Annotated in this window: 19 protein-coding genes, 1 tRNA gene and 1 pseudogene; 8 read left to right on the top strand and 13 right to left on the bottom strand. The window is 55.7% G+C overall.

All coding sequences use genetic code 11. From position 1 onward, the window contains the following. The first annotated feature begins 56 nt into the window (after positions 1-56). Positions 57-146: transfer RNA gene (locus HYPDE_RS00910), tRNA-Ser, on the top strand. Between the two features lie 264 nt (positions 147-410). Here the strand turns inward: HYPDE_RS00910 and HYPDE_RS00905 are convergent. Further along, positions 411-1,124 (bottom strand): Crp/Fnr family transcriptional regulator, encoded by a 714-nt coding sequence (locus HYPDE_RS00905; protein WP_015596434.1) that lies wholly within the window; start codon positions 1,122-1,124, stop codon positions 411-413. A 120-nt stretch (positions 1,125-1,244) separates the two neighbouring features. Here HYPDE_RS00905 and HYPDE_RS18350 point away from each other — a divergent pair, with 120 nt between their 5' ends. Next, positions 1,245-1,853, top strand: a complete 609-nt coding sequence (locus tag HYPDE_RS18350) for a DUF6448 family protein (protein ID WP_244437747.1) — start codon at positions 1,245-1,247, stop codon at positions 1,851-1,853. On the opposite strand, the gene HYPDE_RS00895 is transcribed toward HYPDE_RS18350, so the two are convergent. Next, a complete protein-coding gene (locus HYPDE_RS00895; protein ID WP_015596432.1) occupies positions 1,850-2,302 on the bottom strand; it encodes an MFS transporter in 453 nt (150 codons plus the stop codon). The genes HYPDE_RS18350 and HYPDE_RS00895 overlap by 4 nt on opposite strands. A gap of 66 nt (positions 2,303-2,368) precedes the next feature. Beyond that, positions 2,369-3,823, bottom strand: coding sequence for a multicopper oxidase family protein (locus HYPDE_RS00890; protein ID WP_015596431.1), 1,455 nt, complete (start codon positions 3,821-3,823; stop codon positions 2,369-2,371). A gap of 503 nt (positions 3,824-4,326) precedes the next feature. Here HYPDE_RS00890 and HYPDE_RS00885 point away from each other — a divergent pair. Then, positions 4,327-4,935: pseudogene (locus HYPDE_RS00885) on the top strand (efflux RND transporter permease subunit); the annotation flags it as partial. Further along, positions 4,932-5,276: a hypothetical protein gene (locus tag HYPDE_RS00880; RefSeq protein WP_015596428.1), complete on the top strand. Its 345-nt coding sequence runs from the start codon at positions 4,932-4,934 to the stop codon at positions 5,274-5,276. The pseudogene HYPDE_RS00885 and the gene HYPDE_RS00880, both read left to right, overlap by 4 nt. Before the next feature lie 83 nt (positions 5,277-5,359). Here HYPDE_RS00880 and HYPDE_RS00875 read toward each other — a convergent pair whose 3' ends face one another. From HYPDE_RS00875 to HYPDE_RS00830, 8 genes are all read right to left on the bottom strand, one after another. After that, positions 5,360-5,782, bottom strand: a complete 423-nt coding sequence (locus tag HYPDE_RS00875; RefSeq protein WP_015596426.1) for a MerR family transcriptional regulator — start codon at positions 5,780-5,782, stop codon at positions 5,360-5,362. A 422-nt stretch (positions 5,783-6,204) separates the two neighbouring features. After that, a complete protein-coding gene (locus HYPDE_RS00870) occupies positions 6,205-6,750 on the bottom strand; it encodes a cytochrome b/b6 domain-containing protein (RefSeq protein WP_015596425.1) in 546 nt (181 codons plus the stop codon). Next, on the bottom strand, positions 6,728-7,012 hold the full coding sequence (locus HYPDE_RS00865; protein WP_015596424.1) for a PepSY domain-containing protein: 285 nt from the start codon (positions 7,010-7,012) through the stop codon (positions 6,728-6,730). Before HYPDE_RS00865 ends, HYPDE_RS00870 begins: the two co-directional genes overlap by 23 nt. A 12-nt stretch (positions 7,013-7,024) precedes the next feature. Next, positions 7,025-7,891, bottom strand: coding sequence for a hypothetical protein (locus HYPDE_RS00860; RefSeq protein ID WP_244437746.1), 867 nt, complete (start codon positions 7,889-7,891; stop codon positions 7,025-7,027). Between the two features lie 992 nt (positions 7,892-8,883). Beyond that, on the bottom strand, positions 8,884-9,597 hold the full coding sequence (locus HYPDE_RS00845; protein ID WP_015596420.1) for a hypothetical protein: 714 nt from the start codon (positions 9,595-9,597) through the stop codon (positions 8,884-8,886). A gap of 293 nt (positions 9,598-9,890) precedes the next feature. Next, a complete protein-coding gene (locus tag HYPDE_RS00840; RefSeq protein ID WP_144061138.1) occupies positions 9,891-12,482 on the bottom strand; it encodes a fimbria/pilus outer membrane usher protein in 2,592 nt (863 codons plus the stop codon). A 144-nt stretch (positions 12,483-12,626) separates the two neighbouring features. Further along, positions 12,627-13,364 (bottom strand): fimbria/pilus periplasmic chaperone, encoded by a 738-nt coding sequence (locus HYPDE_RS00835; RefSeq protein ID WP_144061137.1) that lies wholly within the window; start codon positions 13,362-13,364, stop codon positions 12,627-12,629. A 59-nt stretch (positions 13,365-13,423) separates the two neighbouring features. Then, a complete protein-coding gene (locus HYPDE_RS00830; protein WP_015596417.1) occupies positions 13,424-13,975 on the bottom strand; it encodes a hypothetical protein in 552 nt (183 codons plus the stop codon). 288 nt (positions 13,976-14,263) lie between these two features. Here HYPDE_RS00830 and HYPDE_RS18345 point away from each other — a divergent pair, with 288 nt between their 5' ends. The 4 genes from HYPDE_RS18345 to HYPDE_RS00805 all read left to right on the top strand — a co-directional run bounded on the left by HYPDE_RS18345 (position 14,264) and on the right by HYPDE_RS00805 (position 18,542). Further along, complete coding sequence (locus tag HYPDE_RS18345; protein WP_015596416.1) at positions 14,264-15,013, top strand: phosphatase PAP2 family protein; 750 nt, start codon at positions 14,264-14,266, stop codon at positions 15,011-15,013. Positions 15,014-15,494: 481 nt separating this feature from the next. After that, a complete protein-coding gene (locus HYPDE_RS00815) occupies positions 15,495-16,634 on the top strand; it encodes a glycosyltransferase family 4 protein (protein WP_201764381.1) in 1,140 nt (379 codons plus the stop codon). Then, positions 16,591-17,538: a glycosyl transferase gene (locus tag HYPDE_RS00810; RefSeq protein ID WP_144061136.1), complete on the top strand. Its 948-nt coding sequence runs from the start codon at positions 16,591-16,593 to the stop codon at positions 17,536-17,538. Before HYPDE_RS00815 ends, HYPDE_RS00810 begins: the two co-directional genes overlap by 44 nt. A gap of 20 nt (positions 17,539-17,558) precedes the next feature. Continuing rightward, positions 17,559-18,542, top strand: coding sequence for a polysaccharide pyruvyl transferase family protein (locus tag HYPDE_RS00805; RefSeq protein WP_041319711.1), 984 nt, complete (start codon positions 17,559-17,561; stop codon positions 18,540-18,542). Here HYPDE_RS00805 and HYPDE_RS00800 read toward each other — a convergent pair. After that, positions 18,517-19,173, bottom strand: coding sequence for a glycosyltransferase family 29 protein (locus HYPDE_RS00800; protein WP_015596411.1), 657 nt, complete (start codon positions 19,171-19,173; stop codon positions 18,517-18,519). The genes HYPDE_RS00805 and HYPDE_RS00800 overlap by 26 nt on opposite strands. Positions 19,174-19,258: 85 nt before the next feature. Further along, positions 19,259-20,026 carry a COG4705 family protein gene (locus HYPDE_RS00795; protein WP_041320697.1) on the bottom strand — a complete coding sequence of 256 codons (768 nt, stop codon included), beginning with the start codon at positions 20,024-20,026 and terminating at the stop codon, positions 19,259-19,261. Between the last annotated feature and the right edge of the window lie 34 nt (positions 20,027-20,060).

The following is a 20,060-nucleotide window of genomic DNA, read 5'->3' as shown; positions in this document are numbered from 1 at the left end:
ACAACGCGCAAAGCAAAGCTAAAAGCCGCACCTTGCCGTTAGGCGCCACGGCTTCCGGAGAGGTGGCAGAGTGGTCGATCGCGCCGCACTCGAAATGCGGAGTACTCGCAAGGGTACCGGGGGTTCGAATCCCTCCCTCTCCGCCAACACGACTTGCAAAACCGGAATCCGGCCCTCACCGCCAGCAAAATTCCCCTTGTTTTCCGGAGGTCGAGTCTACCTCGGAGACGGTGAGGAGGCCGCATGGCGGCCCGAAAAGGCGTCTCCGTCTCTGTTCGACTTGACCGTCGTCCGCTCGATACAGGCCGACGGAGATCAAAAATTTCAAGCGCTTGCAGCAACGTAGATACTTGCCGTTGTGCCTTGCGCTTTCGCCCGGGCTGCGATGCAACCTACACGCAACAGCCACATCACACGCTCAAGTGAGCCCGGTGTTCGAGCTTGGCTTGATCGCGAATACGAATACGACTGCGCTCGAGCGCGATAGCTCCATCGCGCTCAAGTTCCTTCAATGCGCGCTGCACTACTTCGCGCACAGAACCCACCATAGAAGCAATTTCCTGATGCGTGATAGACGCGCAGGCGTCAGGCGCTTGCTCAACGACGTGCATATGCTGCCCCATACAGCCGAGCAGCAGGCGCGCCACACGACTGGTTACGTCTCGCAGCGCCAGGTCTTCTACGATGTTGCCGAGCGCTCGCTGACGCGACGACATAAGCTGCAGTGCAGCCTTGGCAACCTGCGGATCGCGCTCGATGAGCGCGATGACGTTGCCCTTGGGGATGAGCCCCACCGTGGTGGCGCCGACAGCTACTGCGCTGTCTGAATTGGGGCCGCCGTCGAACACCGCAACTTCGTTGAAGGTTGCTCCGGGACCGAGGACACGAAGGACATGTCCGCGTCCTACAGCGGATCCCCGGGTCAGACGGACCTGTCCTTGGATGACAAAGTAAAGGCCTTCACATGGCTTGCCCTCCGCCAGGATAGTCTCTCCTGCCGCAAAAGTGCGACGACGCACGGCGCGTGCAATCTCCTTGAGGATCCGCCTGTCCAACCCGGTGAAATAGGGCAGCTGGGCCAGCAGATCGTCGGATAATGTCGCAACCGCGGTGTGCGCGATCATAGGTCAACGTCCCTCTAACCGAACATTTTTCCTGCGTTCAGCGACTTAAGTCGCCGTGAATGGCACCCAGCCAAGCCATCTAACGGCCAGAAGATGTTCCACCGACTGAGGAAATCTCACATGACTAGGATCAAATTGCTGGCAGCCCCCGTCCTTGCAGCCGGGTTGCTGTTCGGCTTGCAAAGTGCACACGCTCATTGCGATTCTTTGGACGGGCCGGTCGCCAAGGCAGCGATAGCGGCCCTCGAAAGCGGCAATGTCAACCTGGCGCTACCCTATGCTCCGGCCACCGCCGAAAGCGAAATCAGGGACGCTTTTGCGCAGTCACTGAAGGTCCGTGCACTCGGGCCGGAAGCCAAGATGCTGGCTGACCGCACCTTCATCGAGACCACTGTGCGGCTGCACCGGGCCGGCGAAGGCGCGACCTATACCGGACTGAAGCCTGCCGGGATCGATTATGGCCCTGCCATTCCAGCGGCGGAGCGAGCCGTGGAAACCGGGAGCTTGGTGCCAGTCAAAGCTCTTCTCGTAGAAGAGCTGGAGCATGGCTTGCGCGAGCAACTCGCCCATGTGCAAGAGGCGCAGAAAGAGGGCCTCAAGGAGCCGAAAGCGACAAGAGAAGTCCCCGCTGCGCGTGAGCGCGTCAGTGCCGAGCTTGAATTTGTGACCTACGTCGAAGGATTGCACCAGGCGATACATGGTGCCCCCGGCCACGAACATAAAGACTAACGACAATCAAGAGTCGGCGCCCACGCGGCGGCGGCTTCTGTCTTTTTCTCCGACGGAAGCAGCGATGAGCGCATCGCGCGGCGCCGAGCACGCGTGCCAGTACCGAGCCGGTCGAGAACGCGCGCGGCAAACAGGCCTTGCCACGCGCTCGAAGGCCCCATCATCGGCTTGGCGGCGGCGACAAGATATCCGGCGAGCGCGATTGGTTTAGGCCTCTGCAGCTTGTCGGATAGCATGCCGGAAAAGCCCTGCACGATATTCCGCGTCGCCTGCGCGAACCCGTCGACGAGGCCGACGACGCTGCCGCTCGCTTTCAGAATTTGCGTCAGATAAATGGGCAGCACTGGGTAAAGCATCTCGGCGGAGATGTCGGCGAAAAGGCTGGCGAGGGCGAGCAGGAAGGTGTCCTTCGACAGTCCGGTGAAATGCCGCCGTATGCCGAGGCGCATGGAGTCGCTCCACTTTCATGATCCGGCCAACGCAAAGCTGCGCTCGCTCATGCTGCACGCACCCGCCTAGGCGTAGTTAAAGAGCGCCATGAATCCAAAATCCATGTGCAGCTGCTGATGGCAGTGGAAGAGTGTCATGCCGGGGTTGTCGGTGACGAAGTCAACTTCGACCTCCTGAAACCCGCCGAGCATCACGACATCCTTCATGACGCCTGCCGTCGGCTTACCGCCGACACGCACGAGTTCGAAGCTATGCCGGTGCAGGTGGAGGGGATGGATATCGTCACTGGCGTTACGAAGCTTGAGGCGATAACGGCGACCTTGATGGACCATATAGAGCGGCTTCAACGTCTCCATGGAGAAAGCTTCGCCGTTGAGCGTCCATTGGTTGAACCCGTTGAGGGCGGCGTTGCGTTTGACGATCGTCATCTCGATCGTTTCGTCGGGCTGGGCTGAGGGTTGTCCGTCTTTCTTTCCGAAGATGGTGTAGTCCCAACGAAACGGTTCCGGCTTCACCCATTGCGGCTCGCTCTTGTAATCGGCGTATTCGATGACAATGCCCATGCCATGACCACGGTCATCATCGGAAAGGTCCCCCATCACCCAAACGCCAGGATGATTCATCTCGACAACCGCCGAGATGCGCTCGGCGGTGCCAAGCCAAAGCATAGGCACTTCCGCCTGCGTCGGCACCGGATTGCCGTCGAGCGCGACGATACGGAATGCATGACCGGGCAGAGCGAGGCCGCGGATCTCGGTGGCGCTTGCATTAAGGACGTGGAACAACACCCGATCCCCTTGCTTGACGCGGATGGGTTCGCCATGCCCCAGCATCTTACCGTTGATCGAGAACAGGTCATACCCGACCTCGAATCCTTTGATCTTTTCCTGCGCTTCCTCGTCGGCTCTCTGACCGAGCTTTTGCAGGGTCTCAATGGGAGTTCCGGCGAGAACATCCATCGCCATGTCGCCGCCGCGACTGAAGGTCGGTGAAAACTCCTTCAAGACCAGAAACACTTCACGGTCATAGGCGCCGGGGTTCTGTTTGGGCTCGATGTAAACAGGCCCGACTTGGCCAGTATAGGTGCCCCGATTGAGATCGCTGCCGGCAACGACGTGGGTGTGATAAAAACGAAATCCGGATGGCCGTGGAACGAATGCTATCCGGCTCCTGCCATGTGGCGGAATGAAGGGTGAGCCTTCTTCCGCCGCGCCATCGACATCACTCGGGATCATTTGCCCGTGCCAGTGCACAAGCTCAGGTGTGTCGGTGTCATTGTAGACATCGACGACGACGCGCTTTCCTTCTTCAAAGCGCAGCAGGGGGCCCGGGAATTGCGTGTTATAGAGCGTCGTCGAAACGATGTGATCCGGCGCAAGTTCGACAAGCCCCGTCGCAATGCGAAGCGTGTAGTCGGGCTTGATATCTTCCGCCTCATCCGCAGCCAAGACGATGCGCGGTGACGCCGAGTTGAGCAATGAGAGGCAGCTCATGGATTTGAGAAACGTCCGGCGATCCATGACTGCACCTTTTCCTATGCGACTAGGATATCGGACACCCCGTCCGCAGCGCATCGAAAGTTAGTACGCGGCCTTCGGGGCGTATGGGAGCGGCTCCCGAATTCTCTGCTCCAGGAGCAGTGCCGCGCACCTGCAAAACTGGTGGCAGAAATGCCCGTTCCTTTAGCGCGTTCTTCAATAGCTCGAACCGCTTCACGTTCTCTGCCCGCCATGGAGGAGTTGGCAGCGTGTAGAATGTGCCTTTACGAACAAAATTTCCAGCTTCGTCATAGATGCGGCGATCCTCATCGACCAATACGCCTGGGTGGTGTTTCAAGGCCCCCAGAAAGTTCCTCGCGATCGGCATTTCTAGCCCAGAAACCTGTACGGAAAATCCTCCGCCAGAACTGCAAGTTCCGAGCTTTGAAGCTCGCGTGGCAGGCTTGTCGTCGCGAACCACTTGATGAATGCCGCTGCAAACTCTTCGGGGTATCGATCCCGCGTTAGTCACCAAGAATATCGAATTGCCGGCGGGGTATTATATTTCCTGGGGTGGCCAATTCGAGAACCTCGCCGCCGCACAGCAGCGCATAATGCTCGTCGTGCCGGCGTGCTTCTTCTTGATCTTTTTGCTACTTTATTCGGCGCTCGGATCTCCGCGCGATGCGCTGCTGGTTTTCTCTGCCGTTCCGCTTGCTCTAACCAGAGGCATCATAGCCCTGTGGCTGCGCGGCATGCCTTTTTCGGTCTCGGCGGCGGTAGGCTTCATTGCGCTCTCTGGTGTGGCGGTCCTCAACGGCCTTGTGATGATGACGAGCATCACTCAGCTCGTGGAGCAGGGGATTCAGCGTCGAAGGGCCATATTCGTTGGCGCCGTGACGCGCCTTCGGCCCGTCGTTATGACTGCGCTTGTCGCTTCGCTCGGATTCGTGCCCATGGCGCTTTCCACCGGAACCGGCGCGGAAGTCCAAAAGCCGCTGGCAACCGTGGTTATCGGCGGACTGCTGAGCGCGACGCTGCTCACGCTCCTTGTTCTCCCCGCGTTGTGCGCGAAGTACGGAATCAAACCTGCCGCGAAGAAGGATCACGAAGCGCGGATGCCAGCGCTGGAATCATCCCGGAGAGCGGCATGACGATGAAAGATGAACACCTTTCTCCGGGATTTGGACACAGCAGGATATTCGTCGCAGTCATTGCAATCGTCCTGTCGTCCGCAAGCCTCACTGGCGTGGTTACACCCGGCAATGCGCTCGACCGACAGCATCCGACCGAATCCGAGGAGCGCCGCAATCGTTCCGCGCAATTTTTTGCAGATAGGGCAAAGAGCGCCTTTGGCGCTGGACGATACGATGAGGCTGTCGATGCAGTGCCGGACCTGCGATGCAAATGGATGGCTAACCCGCCTCATAGCGGCGCTCATGCTTGCTATGTTGCTGCCGGCGACCGTGTTCGCCGCATCGTTGCGACACTGTGAGGGAGAAAACGGTCATCGGGGCATCGAAGTCGCTCATCCCAACGATTCCCACGCGCAGCCATAAGTCATTATCGCCCTTACCCTTAATGGCGAGGGGTGACGCACTTGGCATGGTCGGCGAGGGTCTCGATCACACGGCATTGTCCCACGCGGCCGTGTCCGCAACCTTCGATCATGCGCGTCAGCTCCTTCTTCAAGGCTTTGAGGCTGCGTAAACGACGCTCGACTTCGTCGAGCCTTTGCCGGGCGATCGCATCGGCAGCATCGCAAGACTGTTTCGGGCTATCCTGCACCTTCAGCAACGCGCGGATCGCATCCAACTCGAAGCCGAGTTCGCGGCAATGGCGGATAAAGGAGAGACGGCGAGGATCTTCATCTGTGAAGAGTCGCCTGTTCGCTTCGGTCCTTGCCGTTGGCCGCAGAAGCGCGATCTCTTCGTAGAAACGGATGGTCGGTATTTTCACACCACTCAACTTGGCAGCCTCACCAATCGAAATGCCTATCATGTCGTAAATTCTCCTTTAGCTTTGGAGTTCGAGGCGCGCCCCCGCGTAGGGAGTGAGTTTATGTGCCATGCGTTTTAGACCAGATGCTACCGAGATTAATGCGGCTCTTGCTCCTCTAGTGACTAGAGGAGTTATCATTTGTGTGTCCCGTCACGCATGCTGGCTCAGCGATATAAAATTGATCATTCGACGTTTCAGATCGAGATGGCGAAGAATACGGAATGCGGCCTTGAATCAGATGACGTCGTCTAGCACTCGTGAATCGAGCTTATGAATCAAGCCCCTGTGTTCGCATTGAAAACATGCTGCGAGTGCACCTCGTTCCATGTACCCAACTCCATGCCCTTGCAAGCATGCGCGGCGACCAACACAGAGAGAGAGCTTCATTCGCAAGATGCGTTTCGCATCACGTGCCCTGACGGTTAATCTCTGTCCTGATCTGTAGGCGCTCTTTTGGTTCCGACGATCATCGACCAAACTAGATTTTCTCGCGTTCGATAGCTCGTTACGACGGCACCAATCACGTGGACGGCTACGAGGCCCAATGCTGCTTGCGCCAACCCGCCATGCAGGATTTCCAAAGCTTCGGAGCCCCAATAGTAGTCCGTTGTCAGCAGCACGCCCGACACCGCCACGAGACAGACCACTGAAAGAAGCGCGATGATCATCAATCCTCCAGCCGGATTGTGACCAACGTAGCGAGCTTCCTCTCCACGAGCGACGTCGCGCAGATAGGAGGCGATTTGTGCAGGTGATTTCGTGAACTGGCTAAATCGCGCATATCTTGGCCCGTAAATCCCCCAGATGATACGCCCCGCAATCAAGCCGAGGGCGGCACACCCTGCCGTGACGTGGAAGTCCCGCCACGCATCGCCGGTACCGTATGCTATCGCGAACGCAAATACGAGGCTCCAATGCGTGAGGCGCAGAAACCTGTCCCAGACCTTAACCTTGGTGTCTCTCTGCAACGGCCTGGAATGTGGCAGGGTTGAAGTGGGTTTCTCGCGCTTTGCCATTACCGTCGGTGCCGTAAACCTCGTAGCATCCGCCATCGATCTTCAAGTTGCGAATTTTCCAACCTTGCCCTTCGAGCTTTTTCACCAGTGCCGATTGTGCCTGCCATTGGGAGCGTGGCACGTTGCAAAAGTCCTTACCCCAGGCTGTCGCCGTCATCCCGGACCAAGCTACGATCGCAACCGACAAATGAAAGAGACCATTACCCGTTTTCATTGAACCTTCCTCTTATTCAAACTCATAGCCGACCGTCAGCCGGGCAACGGCGTCTTCGCTGTTATCCGTCAGCCCAAAAGCGCCACCGATGCCAACGTGCATTTCGTTCTTGAGATCAGCGCGGAGGTTGACGCCGAGGTACTGCTCGGTCTTGCTGCCGGACAGCGTAAGGCCTTTTTCCGAGTCTCCGAGACCACCGTAGACCTCAAGTCCCAGCGTTAATTTCTGAATCCCTGCTTCTTCGAGATCCACCACACCGCTTTGGTCATAGGCGCGGTAGAACGCGTAATTCAGACCGCCTGCGTATCCGAACGACCAGAGGCCGTTCATGAAGTTGATTTCCTGAATCATATTGAAGGCAACGTTGAGATTGCTGGTGATGTCGCGACCGAGAATGAGCTTTGTTTCGAGCTCATGCTCGCTTTCTTCCTCCCCGTGCTCTTCCTCCTCCTCCCCGTCGGTTCGCCCGACGACAGAGCGCATGAAGCGGCTGGTGGGCTTTTTGTACTCGTACTCCGCGTATAACACCGGGTTCAGCAAGGTCTCGTCTTTAAAGAGGCGATAGCGATTTTCCCAACGAAAGCTGCCGAAATCATAGTGTTGGTCATCTTCGAATGTTTTGGCAGTCTCGAGGTATATAGAGGTCGTGAACAAGTCCGTGACGCCGTACTCGATTTCGTACAGTTGAGCCGTGTAGTTCGACTCCCCGTTGCCGACGTGGCTGTAGTCGGAGTAGATCTCAACCTCGGTTTCGCCTTTTTCCTCCATGTGCTGATTGTACAGCACGAAATTTGCGTCCTGTCCGGCCATGCCTGGGGAGGCGCTTGCCAACATAGCTAGCAATGCGGCCCCGAATGGCCGCAGAGAAGTTGAGTCCATCCTTTTTCCCGTCATCTCAAGTCAGGGGTCTCGATACCCACGATACCGTAGCTTATCGCGTCGATCAGTAGTATTATATACTCTTACAGTAAACTACAAGATCAGCAGTCTTTAGCGAAATCAGATCGGAGTGATGCAGGGACGACACGGGCGAATTCAGGCGACGAACTGCCCACTTCGCCGCGGACGCAACTTCATGCGTCGACGGATTAATTGCTAGACTGCCAATGATTTGTCGACATCGTTTCTAAGCGCTCGGCGCAGCCCATGGCCGGCGCTACGTTGGAAGCTCGTGCTGGAGTCACCCGGGCACTCGGCGCACGCAAGCTTGTGACCGAAAGCTGGCGGCTCACGCTCAGCTCCGACCGAGCCAATCAGCTGTCGACAAGAATTATTGCTTTTTGCGCGGCAGCTAACATTGCTGATCAGCAGCTAATGTGGTCGCGCCTTTGCGAACGCGACGGCTTTCGGCGCGCACGTCCTGATGGCTCATCGTTCCGTCGCATTCGATCTCTTGGATCCTTCTTAAAGTAGTAATTAAATCGGCCCCTGTCAGTATGACAGTGGCGATAGGTCCTCGTATCGACAAGCATGATTGAGTCGCGACGTGGACGTCCACGTCTCGGTCAGGTGTGGCTCGCCTGCGACCAGCACCGTCGATAGAATGGCGCTCGTCGACACTTCATGGCGGATCTGGCCTTGCAAAAAGGGCGACGATCGACGCCGCCCTTCAGGCGCGTTTGCTCGATCGCGATGAATGTATCCAGGTCCTCGAGCAGCTTTTTCCGTGGCCTCGCAACTGTGCGGAAACTCAAAAGCTCGCTCCGAAAGGTCGATATAGCATGCGGAGAGGACCTGATTTTTGAACCGATCGACGATGGTTCGCTCACACATCTTTTCAATGGCTCATCCTTTGCCGTTCTGCCGGGCACTTCTCACATCCGCAGGTTTCCACTGCCCGACCGCCCGTGAATTTCGGCCAGACGCCGCTCCTACTGAGGAGTTATAGTTATGGTCAGCGTATCTGCGTAGCTACCGGCGGCGAGCGGCTGGGCATTGAGTTGCGGTGTGATCGTAACCCCCAAGCTTCCAGTTGGCGTGCTGCCCGTAGTAGATGAAGTCGTTCCTGCCTCCGAGCCGCTCGCAGTCGGTACAGTCGCTGTGTCGAGAGATGCGGTAGAACCCGAGAATGTCGCCGATGCGGTGTAATCGATCAGCCGTTGCAGCCCTCCGCCGGATCCGGATGTTGTTACCGCGCCGTTTTGCGATGTCAGCTGCATGTTGGCGGGAGTATTGCAGAAGGCGTTTGGATATGACCGATTGATCGGCGCCGTGTTGACAGCGCCGCTTGCCGTAATCGGAATCGTTGCCGTATCAGCCGCAGGGTGGCTTATTCCGCCAATCGTGCAGGATTTGGCGACGTTACCAGTCACTGTAAACGTCTGGCTGGACACCTTACTCTGAAGAATGCCAGCCAAAGTACTCGTAAAGATATCAAGCGTGATCTGGTCGGCGTAGCTGCCCGCCTGCTGGAACGCGGTTGGCTGAGCCAGCGCCCAAACGGTCACCGTCACACTGAAGTTGCTCACCGTCAAAACCGAGGCCGGGAAGGTGAATGGCAACGCATTCGAGGCAGCGGGTATCCCACCTCCCGTATAGAGCAGCGTGTTGCCGCCGCTGCTGGATGATTGCAGGGTATAGGGCAACGTGGCCGTCCCGCCGCCCGAGATCAACATTGAAGCCGGGAGGGATGATCGATTGAAGGAAATCGCAGCGGCGCACCCCCCAGCCAAATCCCCGAGGGCTGCGAGGAAAGTTCCGCTAATCGTAATGCTGACAGGCTGCGCGGCCGACGGAGTCGGCGGTGTGTAAGTTCCTGTACTGGCACTCAGGGGTGATGCGCTCGCAGATAGAATAGAGCAAACGGCATTCGCTTTATCGGAACTTAGTCCACCGAATGCGGTGGCCAGTAGCATCACTGCGATGATACGAGCAAGACTCATGGCGCCTCCACGGGGTGCAGCGTACCGGCCTTGAATAGGCCTTGCGCGTTTGAGGGAATATTCAGCGCAAAGCGTGTCGGAGCGCCGTCGGTCGCCATCTCAAGAATCCATCGGCCCGGCGCCAAACCTTCGGCGCCAAACCGGCCGGCCGCATTTGTAAAAATCGTTACGGATTTATCGGGGTGATCGATGGGGTGTGCGGTACCCGTCAACAAAGCCACCGGCTCACCGTCAGTAAATTGCAGCGTACCGTAGGCGGAAACAGAATAAGCCGATCCGACCTCCAAAGCATATCCGCCCTTGAACGGCGCAAACGTATCGAACGCAGCTGCGCCCAAGCTATAACCGGTTGGAAGATCGTCGGCATCGACGGGTATGGTCGAGGGCGCATAAGCAGGCAGGTTCGTCACAACAGCCGGCCCCCATCCATCAGCAACAGCGCGAACATTGTCGCCGCCGCCGACGGTGACGGTCTTGTCGGCAATGCTCGCATGCGGATAGACGATCGCAAATGCGTCGCCCGTGATCGGCGCACCGATTGCCACATGTCCATCGGCAAATGCGATTGATGTTCCGATTTGCAGCGAGGTTCGCTGCTGACCGGGCTGCAGGTGAAAATCGGTAATGGAAACGCCATCGAACCCAGAGTTATGGATGAGCCGAACCTGGGCACGATTGCCGTAGTAACCGATCATGCCATTTACAGACGCGCGATCGTCGAATTCGTTTTGTTGGACATTGACGCTGGTATCCCAGCGGCCGATACCGTTGCCTGACGTGCGATAAGCCGAGACATCCGATTGCTCGTTCAGCGTGTCAAAACCGGCACTGATGTTAGTTCGCTCGTCAGGATTGCCGAATAGCCGAAATCCAACGCGAAACTCGGATCCTGTTGGCTCCCGAGGATCGAGCCTCGAAAGATAGGATTCATTCGAAACGCCGAGCGTCAAGCTTCCTGACAGAGCTGCCGTCAGAGGCCGTGAGAGCGTGACGTCAACGCCGTAGCGATCCCCCGACGCAAACATCGTGCTCCCAAACTCCTCGTCATTGACGAACTGATAGCGTCCGGAAAGCGATGCCGTTGTCCGGTATCCGATAGGAGCAGAATAGATCGCGTCTAGGTTCAGCCAGTAATTCCATTGCGGATAGATGATACCCGTCAGCGCCGTATCGATGTTCCCGGCTGTGTGAAAATCGGGACTTCTATATTCGGCAGCGAGACGAATGCTTTCGCCTCCTCCCTGCATAAACCCGTGAAAATTTGTCGTGCTCCAATCTAGGCCCACCGCTATACCGCTGCCGGCGTCTCCGGTGGATGCCGCGCCGCGTATCCCGATCAGTCCAGAAGCAAAATCCGTCAAGACCCCGGCGCCAGCCATCACGACGCTGGCATCAGCCTGAAGATCGAGTTCCCCAACAAGGTTGTCTTGCAATCCATAACGATAGAACCCGCTGGCCATATAGAGATCGGGAAGATAATCGCGCGCCTCGTCCCGCAGATACGACGGCAAGCCGGCCGTAAGACCCCACTCGCTCTTCCCAGCGGCAAGAAGGTTCGTATCAAAGAAGGACTTAAAAGAAACATGTCGCTGCCTTCCGGTATCATCGATGATCACGATGTCGACGTCGTTGGCACCGGTCACCAAAGGCAAGTCGCGGACATTGTATGTTCCGGGCTGCAACTGGATCCGTCGTTGCACGATGCCGTTGATACGGATTTCGACGTCGGACGGCCTGTTGATGACAAACGACCCACCTCCTGTCGGTGCGAACGTATTACCGGGACTCAACTTGCGACTCGATTTCTCGATCGATACGCCAAGCAAATCCGGTGTGCTTTGAAAGCTTGTTCCCAGAGGCTCGACATCGCCGACTTCCATGCGGATCCGGTCCTCGGGCATATCGTAGACCATGCGCGACATTTGCCGCTTAAATCCCGGCGAATGCGTGTAGGCGCAAAGCGCCACCGTCGGGCAAACATTGACGTCGACATCTCCGGCTAAAACGCCTGCGTTCTCGAATACGAAGTTACCGGCGCGGACGGCAGAATCGAATTCTAGACGCCCACTCGTCGCCGAATCGAAATCTTCTCCGGAGGCGTGCATTCCCCATTCGTGATCGATGCTGGCGAAGAGATTGACGTAGCCGGACAATTTTGCGGGGGGCGCCAATACAGAACTCGCAGGCGATTGGTGATTGCCGGAGAGCGAAATGTCAGATGATGCGCGTTGGTCGGCCGTCACAGTGAACGTGAGTTCCTGCAGCGCCCGATCGAACCGAATATCGAAGCCAGCGGAAGCGAAGGCCGCGATAGGAACAAAAGGCGCGTCGCCGCCAATCGCCGCCAAGCGGTTGCGGGCGGCGGCATCCAAGCTCGTCGCAATTGTTTGAATAAGCGCGGTTCGGCTAACCATAATTGAATCATCCGCATTGATGCGGATGGGGATGTCACCGAGCTCTCGGCCACCATCTTCTATGGGAACATCCATGTCGATCGGCCTGCCGGTGGTATTCAAACGAGTAGAGACAGGTGCCGCGTACTCGACACCCGCGGCAGACACTGCGTAACCCGACAACGAGGTCCCCATGGCAACAATCGCTGGGAGTGCAATCTGCCAACATGACCTTGGACGTCTCGAATTGCGGGCGACTGACAAAAAAAGCGGCTGACGCCGAGATTGCGGCCTCGGTGTTTTCTTCTGCGCCGAGCCTTCGTGAACAGAGCACATTGCCTAGGGCTTCGCCCTGAACTCAAGGCTTGTTTGCACCGAGGTCACGCTGGGTGGTAACGCCACTGGAAGAACGAAGCGACGTCGATGCCCAGGTTGCACCAGCCCAATTCCGATGCTTTGCGCGAGTTCACCACTTGAAAGAGTCTCCGACCAATCACCGCTTGAGACTCGCACAGTTGATTGCGGAAACAGCGCGTGGACATTGGTCGGATTAAACACTGTGAGAGTCGGATGTCGCCGGCCTTTAGCGTCCGTCACAACGCCGGTCTTCACGACCTGAAGTGCCGCTTCGCCGCGCGGCGGGGCGACGTTGACCATGACTCCCATGCCGAAAACCACTTGTACGCCCCTGATCCGTTTCGGCAACTTCACAGGGATCTGATTGACGTAGACAAGAAACGTTTCGCTTTTTTCGAGCAGGGGTTCGCCGAGCCATTGGATTCGAAAATTCTGAGTAGCGCCTGGCGGAATCATTGCCTGCGGTGGCATGATCAGGAATTCGTCGCCTGCGGGACTCCCCTTTGGAACACCAGCCTCATCCAACGACACCTTTTTGACGATAAGCTCAACAGGGAGTGCGTCTGTGCCATTGTTGACAACTGTAATCGCACCGCGGCTGGTCCGGCCCGTTGACGCCATCTCGATTTGCGTTGGCGTCACTGTCATAGCGCCGACTGACTGAGCGAGCGTCAGTTGCCAGAAAATCAGTATAAAGAACATTACTCGAGGAGGCGACATGGCGTACCTCACCGAATTGATTTTTGCTTTTAAAAGACGCGGCGCTCTAAACGCGGTTACTACTGTGGCGTAAGAAGGACAAAAAGAGAGTCAGAGTAATTTCCGCCGATAAGCGGCTGAGCATTGGCTTCAGGGGTAATCGTAACGTCAAGATTGCCAGAACCAGCCGAAACGGGTTCAGCCGTGCCGGTTTCCTGTCCGGTGGCCGTCGCAATTGTTGCTGTATCGATTGTTGCTGTTTGGTTGTTCCAAGTCGCCGAAGCCAGATAATTGATGATGTTGGTGAAGCCGCTGCCGGTCGCAGCCGTCTTAACCGCCCCTTGAGTCGACCTTAGTTGAAGCGTCGCTGGCGCATTACAAACGACGTTGATGTAAGGGGCATTAGAAGGCGTGATCGAAGAGACGATCACATTGCCCGAAGCGTCGATACCGATCGTCGCTGTATCGACTGCGCCGCTCGACGCACCGTTGATGGTGCATGAACTCAGAACAGTAGCTGAAATTTGGATTTCTTGCTGAGCGGCCTGCGCCAATGCGCTGCCTGCCCATGCGGTGCAGCAGATCAATCCGAGGAAAGCTCTTCTTCCTACGATCATGGCTATGAAATTCATATCTGCTGGAGTCTACGCCCGCGCACTAGAGTCCACGGTTACTGAGTCTGCTTAACAGTAGATTAACTTTGGCCCTGTGCAGACTAAATCCTAGTGCCTGCCCAATGACTCGGGGCATGGCGACGAGTACGCAGCTGGCGGGCATATGTGAGGCCGATCGGGCGGGTTATCGCAGAGACCGGCCGAGTATGAAGTTCGCCCGAGCATACATTTTTGTATACGCGTGGCCACCATTGCAACACCACGGATATTGACTTCTCGCTTCGCGAGCGCGGAGTGCGGGTGCAAATGGGCAAAGAATGCAATCGCAGTTTTTCCATCGCCTTACGGGTTCTGGTAGGATCTATAGTGGCCGGCTGCATCGCCGCAGCTGTTTTTGCACATTATCCAAACCTCGACTTGGTAATAGCTGAGGAATTTCATACGTCTGGTCGCCGTTTCATCGGCATGGATTCGCTTGCTCTTGAATCAATTCGGATTGCGTTCAACGCGCTTTTCATCGTCGTATGCGTCATAGCGGCCGTAGGAAGTTATTATTCTCATGCGCGAGGCGCGTGGTCCGGCCTCAAACCCCGCGAGTGGAATTTCTTGCTGGTCTGCATTCTAGCTGGTCCCTTGGTCGTAACGAATCTGGGTTTCAAGGACCACTGGGGACGAGCGCGACCGCGCGATGTCGTCGAACTCGGGGGACGCCATGGATATACCCCGCCGTTACATCCAGCGCACGAATGCGCAAAAAACTGCTCATTCGTCTCGGGCGAGGCGTCATCGATATTTACAATTGGATTCGCTGCGACAATCTTATTCCCGCTCAAAGCAGCTCTTTTATTGCCTCTTTCAATTGCATTTGGCTCACTGGCAGGATTGGTCAGAATGATAGAGGGAGGGCATTTTTTGTCTGATGTCGTATTTGCAGGCATCTTCAACGCAATAAGCACTGCGTTGGTATTTCTCGTCGGTCGAAAGTTGCGATTTTTTGGGGCAAAGCCCTCGCAGCGAACCAGCATGGCGGCTGGGACGGAAAATCACGTTGACTAATTAAAACGCCGCGTCCGAACTAGGTCTGAGACTGTTCGCCGAATTGAGGTTCATCATCGTTGTTATTTTTGCACCGTCCGCTTGGTTCGATACATCCTGATAATTTTCTGTTTCACAAAGTCTATTCCATTCGCAAGAAAAATCATGAGTGCGCACAGAATTCCTACGAGTGCAATGCAGCCCGCATAGTCGAACGCATTGTGTCCCTTGCCCAAAATAGCTCGAAAGATCCCTAAGAGGCCCGCTAGAACAAAAACCACGGGCAATTGCGATGTGATCTTTTGACCGATTTTGCGCATTGCCCCCTCGCTCACGAGCCCCCTTAGGCATTCCCCCTCTTAGCTAAACGCGATGTCATCGACAATGCATACAAAACTGTCTGCATATCGACGCCGTCGCGCCATTGCTTTCGTCGACCGAGAAAGAAATCTGCTTGACGGGGGAGAACAGTGTCGTGCCTCAGAAATCGTTCTTGCAAGGGCTGTTACCCGCCCACCGTCATGCATCGTCGCGCCAGCCCCACGATGTCAGTGAAATAGAAGTTATCAATCCAAACTTCAGCAGACGCTTGTCAGGGGTCACTTCAACCCTGGAAAGGATCGTAACAATACAGGCAAAAAGTATGAAATCCGTGGCAGTAGGCTTTGGCCTTCACGCATCGGTTCCCCATGTCCGAATTCGCGACCTCCTAAGCTTTCGCAAATCAAGGAATGGCCGACAACGCATTTGGCATGCCAGACGCAATATCGAAATGCTTTGGGGAGTGATACTCCGCGATTTATTCGGGTTTGAACTTCGCTTGGTGTTTACGTCAGCCTCTCAACGCCAACACACGGTTTGGACGCGTCGATTAATTGATCGAATGGACGGATTGATCGCGACGTCAAATGCGTCAGCAAGCTACTTGGAGCACCCTTCGACAGTCATCGGCCACGGTATTGACCTCGATCGGTTTTATCCGGCGGTCGATATTCGGGTTGAGAGGGAGGCGCTTGGACTGCCTCAACTAAGGTTTGTCGGATGTTTTGGACGCATTCGCCATCGGAAGGGAACGGATACATTTGTAGAGGCGATGCTCAAGGTACTTCCGTCACGCCCTGATGTTGGGGCAATCATACTGGGGCGAACAACACGAGCTCATAGACATTACTTTAGGACGCTAAACGAAAGAGTTCGCGACGCGCATTTGAGCGACCGGTTATTGTTCTTGCCGGAAGTCTCGACCTTCGAAATTGCAAAATGGTACCGCGCGCTTGATGTTCTCGCTGCCCCTCAACGCTGGGAAGGATTCGGTGTCACGCCGTTAGAAGCCATGGCGAGCGGTGTGCCCGTCGTTGCAACGACGGTTGGGGCTTTTCCTCAGCTTGTGACAGATGACGTAGGGCGACTGGTTGCACCTGGTGATGCGGATGCATTGGCGCTGGCGATCGGCGAGATCCTCGACCACCCGAATGTTGGCGCGGAAAAGCGCGCAGCTGCCCGCGCCAGAGCGGAGGAGAAATTTTCCATCAATATTGAGGCCGACGAGGTCATAAAGTTCTATAGGACGTTGACTGGTCAGACGCGGAACATAACGAATGAACATCCGCTCATGGCAAAGGAGCTCAATCATTCCAGCTGAGACACAATTAAAACGGGTTGTGGTGAAAGGAGCCGCGGCATTTCTTTTCGGACCTACCCGCCGACACTTTCAGGCCTGGTGGCCACATCTTAAACTTAAGCGTTGGGGAGTAAGCCCCGAAATCCTGTATCGCGGCGTTCGCGTGGGTACGTTGGTCACGCACCACCACCTTCGCCGACCTGAAGCGATCTACGTCATCGGCTCCGGGCCCTCGGTCCTGGAACAAAACCTGTCTCTTATTCCGGACAATTCCAGCATCCTGCTGAATGGGGCAATTTCGCTGTTGGGTGATGTTATCAAGCGGCCTCTCGCAGTCGCCATAGAAGACGAGCGCTTCGTGTGGCGCCATTTCAAAATGATGCAGGAGCGCATTCTCGAACAGACCCCGTGTTTCTTGTCACCGGCTGTAATAAGGGCAATTTGCGAACGTAACGCCGAGTGGTTACGAGCGCACCCTGTTATTTTGATCGATGATCTTCGCAAACCCTACCTCCGCCGTCGCACAAACGACGCGCACCTCAAGCGTCGACGCTTTGTCAGCTTTAGCGATGATCAAGCAGGTGCCCTTTCATTGGCGCCCGCCTGGGGAGTCATTCAAGGAGGATCGGTCGTCGTGTCCGCTATCCAATTCGCTATTGCACTCGCACCGGCGCATATCGGACTCATTGGAATCGATATAACGAATTCTAATGAGCCTCGTTTCTATGAATTGGCCGGAGACGCCGCCAAATCGGGATTGCTGAAAGCCCGCCAACGGATCATCGAACATTTGGTTTTGGCCAAAAAGATTTGTGACGAACGTGCCATAGCGGTGAGCATTCACTCTTCAAAGTCGGCCCTACTGCAAGCGGGATTTGCTTACGATGCGAGCTTCGAACTCGCACGAAAAGATCTTGAGAGTTAGGCGTGCTCAGAGCCGCAGTCATGAACGCGACCCATGCAGCCGGCCATCATGGTTGCACGCTGGTTTCTCGACAACTGCAAGAACTTGCGGCTGAGGCAGGGATCACTATCACCGCCTGGGTGCCGCTGAGCTTGCCTGTGCGGCAGAGAGATTGGTCCAAATTTGACTTGGTTATCGTGAACGGCGAGGGGACGCTTCATCACGACCGAGCGGGTGCAAAAGCGATAGCGCAATTGGCTCCATTTTTGGCTGACGTCGGGGTCCCGGCTTATCTCATCAATTCCGTCTATCAGGGGAACTCACCATCGATTGCAGAAGGTCTCAAAAGATTTCGCGGAATATGGGTCCGTGACAGTCGCAGTGCGTCGGAAGCAAAGAATCACGGTCTTGACGTGACCATAGTACCCGACTTGACTTTGACCTGGAACGTTGAGGCACGGCGCGGCTTTGGTAAGCGCATCGTCGTCATCGACAGCGTCGACAGAGATGAAACGGCAGGCCTTTATGAAGTCTCCAAGCATCTGAACGCATCATTTTACTCCATAATGAGTCGGCCGCCTCGCATCGAAACATTTCCCGACCGAAATTTTGGAAGTCGATGCAAATATCAGTGGCGACGGGCATCGGCTTGGCTACGATCGCCTCCTCAGAAAGCCCGCTGGCGAGCCCAGTTTCCGACCTTCGAGACCTTCGCCGCTTATTTGTCGAATGAGGCTGGACTCATTGTTAGCGGCAGGTTTCATGCATTGTGTTTGGCAATTGTTCTTGAGGTCCCATTCTTGGCTTGGCCATCCAATACCCACAAAATGGAGGGTCTTCTTGAGGACGCGCAGTTGAGTAATCGGATCATTTCTGATCGGCGGTCTGTGGCTGCAAAGCTCGGCCTTGAAGGTATGCAAAGTTATGCCTTCAGCGAAAATGAACTCTTGAACATGCGGGCCTACAAGTTCAACGCACGCTTAGGAGCGGAGGGAATGTTCAAGGCAATCGCAAGCGGTTGCTAACAGGAGGTAGTTCTAGCCAACCTTCCTTCGCCCATCTCGTCATCAACGCTTCTTCAAGCGCCCAGTTATGATGTTTCCTTCGCATCTTGTCAGCATAATGAGTTTTCGTCTTCTTCCAATCAAAGCCATACAGGGACACGCTGGTGGCTTGTAACAGATAGTGTGCAATCCATGTCGCGATCATACCTGCGGATGGACGACAGCCATCGAGCAGAAGCGATACCACTTTCCAATTTTGCAGTGGAAGAACAGCTACTGACCCCATGAGATCGGAGGAGAGGATTGCACGCCGCGGTGATACGAATATGATTGAAGGATTACCGAACATCTCGCTGATCGACGCGCGCTCCATGGGCATGGCGAGGCAAAGAATGTCTGTCCGCCTTCCTTGCGCAGTAAAATTGCTGGGCGCACCTCGATTGATGCGGACGACGACGTCCGCTCCATCAATGACTTTGCCCGATGAATGCTCGAATATCGAATCGGCGTTGCCGACGATGGCAACTGTCTTGTGACTGAAAGCCTTGATGCAGTGTTCCATTCGTTTTGCTTGAAGCACGTCATCATAAAGCTCGGGATGCTTGCGCCTGCAGTCCAAATCCGAGATGTATTGCCGGATGATACGCAGCATTTATCAACCATTGTTCATGTTCATTTCGGTAAGCGCATCAATGCCGAACCATAAATAAGCCTGGACCGGAGTGTTCTAATGCGCCCTATTTATTGCTCTTCGTTGTGTTCCGAGTAGAGGCATAGAGAATTGAGAGAAGCAGAGCCAAAGTCGTCAACGACGCATAGTCGCGGGGTAAATTCAGTCCGCCAACGTCTGTCGGCTTGGTGAGAAAATCCCCGAAGGTCGCACCAAAAGGACGCGTGAACACGAAGGCGATCCAAAATAACAAAACATCGGGCGCCGACTTTGAGTAGTGCAGCGCACCGATGATCAGGATGATCGCTGCTGTCGCTGTCGCGCCTTGAAGGAACGTGAGCCCTAGATCGTCGGTGAGGAAATCGCCGAAAGCCGTGCCAAGGCTGTTTGAGAATAGGATGGCGATCCAAAAGAAGAGCTCACTATCCTTCCTGTAAAGGGGATATACCGTGATATCGCCCGTGCGCATGTGCCAGGATACGAGGGTGAGGAGCAGACCGGCGACCAGAAATGCCGAACCTAACGCGTACCCCAGGCCGAGAGAGCGATCCATAAAGTCCGAGATTTCAGTTCCTGCCGTGGTCGTTGCGATAATCGCGAGCCAGAACAGAAGCGGGTGAAAGGTGCGCGATCTTATCTGGGCGGTTAGGACGATGATGAGGACGGCAAACGTGATGGCCAATCCTACGTAATATCCAAGGTCAAGCGACATGGAGATATAGTCGCCGGCGGTTTCTCCGAGGGTTGTCGCGAGAATTTTCAGGATCCAAAACACAAGCGTAATTTCGGCGACTTTAGATACAGTCACCGGACGTACGCCATGCTCGCTCGTCATCACCTTCTTCCTTTCGTTTGTGCCAGTATGTGCT

Source organism: Hyphomicrobium denitrificans 1NES1, from assembly GCF_000230975.2.
In the GTDB taxonomy this organism is placed as follows: Bacteria; Pseudomonadota; Alphaproteobacteria; order Rhizobiales; family Hyphomicrobiaceae; genus Hyphomicrobium_B; species Hyphomicrobium_B denitrificans_A.
The sequence above is the reverse complement of the archived record's forward strand: the minus strand, read 5'-3'. Positions and strand labels throughout refer to the sequence as shown.

Bases quoted from the DNA above. Each gene is read 5' to 3' on its own strand.
- HYPDE_RS00830 (WP_015596417.1), bottom strand. From the start codon at position 13,975: ATGAATTTCATAGCCATGATCGTAGGAAGAAGAGCTTTCCTCGGATTG.
- HYPDE_RS00835 (WP_144061137.1), bottom strand. From the start codon at position 13,364: ATGTCGCCTCCTCGAGTAATGTTCTTTATACTGATTTTCTGGCAACTG.
- HYPDE_RS00905 (WP_015596434.1), bottom strand. From the start codon at position 1,124: ATGATCGCGCACACCGCGGTTGCGACATTATCCGACGATCTGCTGGCC.
- HYPDE_RS00875 (WP_015596426.1), bottom strand. From the start codon at position 5,782: ATGATAGGCATTTCGATTGGTGAGGCTGCCAAGTTGAGTGGTGTGAAA.
- HYPDE_RS18350 (WP_244437747.1), top strand. From the start codon at position 1,245: ATGACTAGGATCAAATTGCTGGCAGCCCCCGTCCTTGCAGCCGGGTTG.
- HYPDE_RS00840 (WP_144061138.1), bottom strand. From the start codon at position 12,482: ATGGGGACCTCGTTGTCGGGTTACGCAGTGTCTGCCGCGGGTGTCGAG.
- HYPDE_RS00805 (WP_041319711.1), top strand. From the start codon at position 17,559: ATGAACGCGACCCATGCAGCCGGCCATCATGGTTGCACGCTGGTTTCT.
- HYPDE_RS00895 (WP_015596432.1), bottom strand. From the start codon at position 2,302: ATGCGCCTCGGCATACGGCGGCATTTCACCGGACTGTCGAAGGACACC.
- HYPDE_RS00860 (WP_244437746.1), bottom strand. From the start codon at position 7,891: ATGGACTCAACTTCTCTGCGGCCATTCGGGGCCGCATTGCTAGCTATG.
- HYPDE_RS00810 (WP_144061136.1), top strand. From the start codon at position 16,591: ATGAACATCCGCTCATGGCAAAGGAGCTCAATCATTCCAGCTGAGACA.
- HYPDE_RS00865 (WP_015596424.1), bottom strand. From the start codon at position 7,012: ATGAAAACGGGTAATGGTCTCTTTCATTTGTCGGTTGCGATCGTAGCT.
- HYPDE_RS00795 (WP_041320697.1), bottom strand. From the start codon at position 20,026: ATGACGAGCGAGCATGGCGTACGTCCGGTGACTGTATCTAAAGTCGCC.
- HYPDE_RS00880 (WP_015596428.1), top strand. From the start codon at position 4,932: ATGACGATGAAAGATGAACACCTTTCTCCGGGATTTGGACACAGCAGG.
- HYPDE_RS18345 (WP_015596416.1), top strand. From the start codon at position 14,264: ATGGGCAAAGAATGCAATCGCAGTTTTTCCATCGCCTTACGGGTTCTG.
- HYPDE_RS00890 (WP_015596431.1), bottom strand. From the start codon at position 3,823: ATGGATCGCCGGACGTTTCTCAAATCCATGAGCTGCCTCTCATTGCTC.
- HYPDE_RS00800 (WP_015596411.1), bottom strand. From the start codon at position 19,173: ATGCTGCGTATCATCCGGCAATACATCTCGGATTTGGACTGCAGGCGC.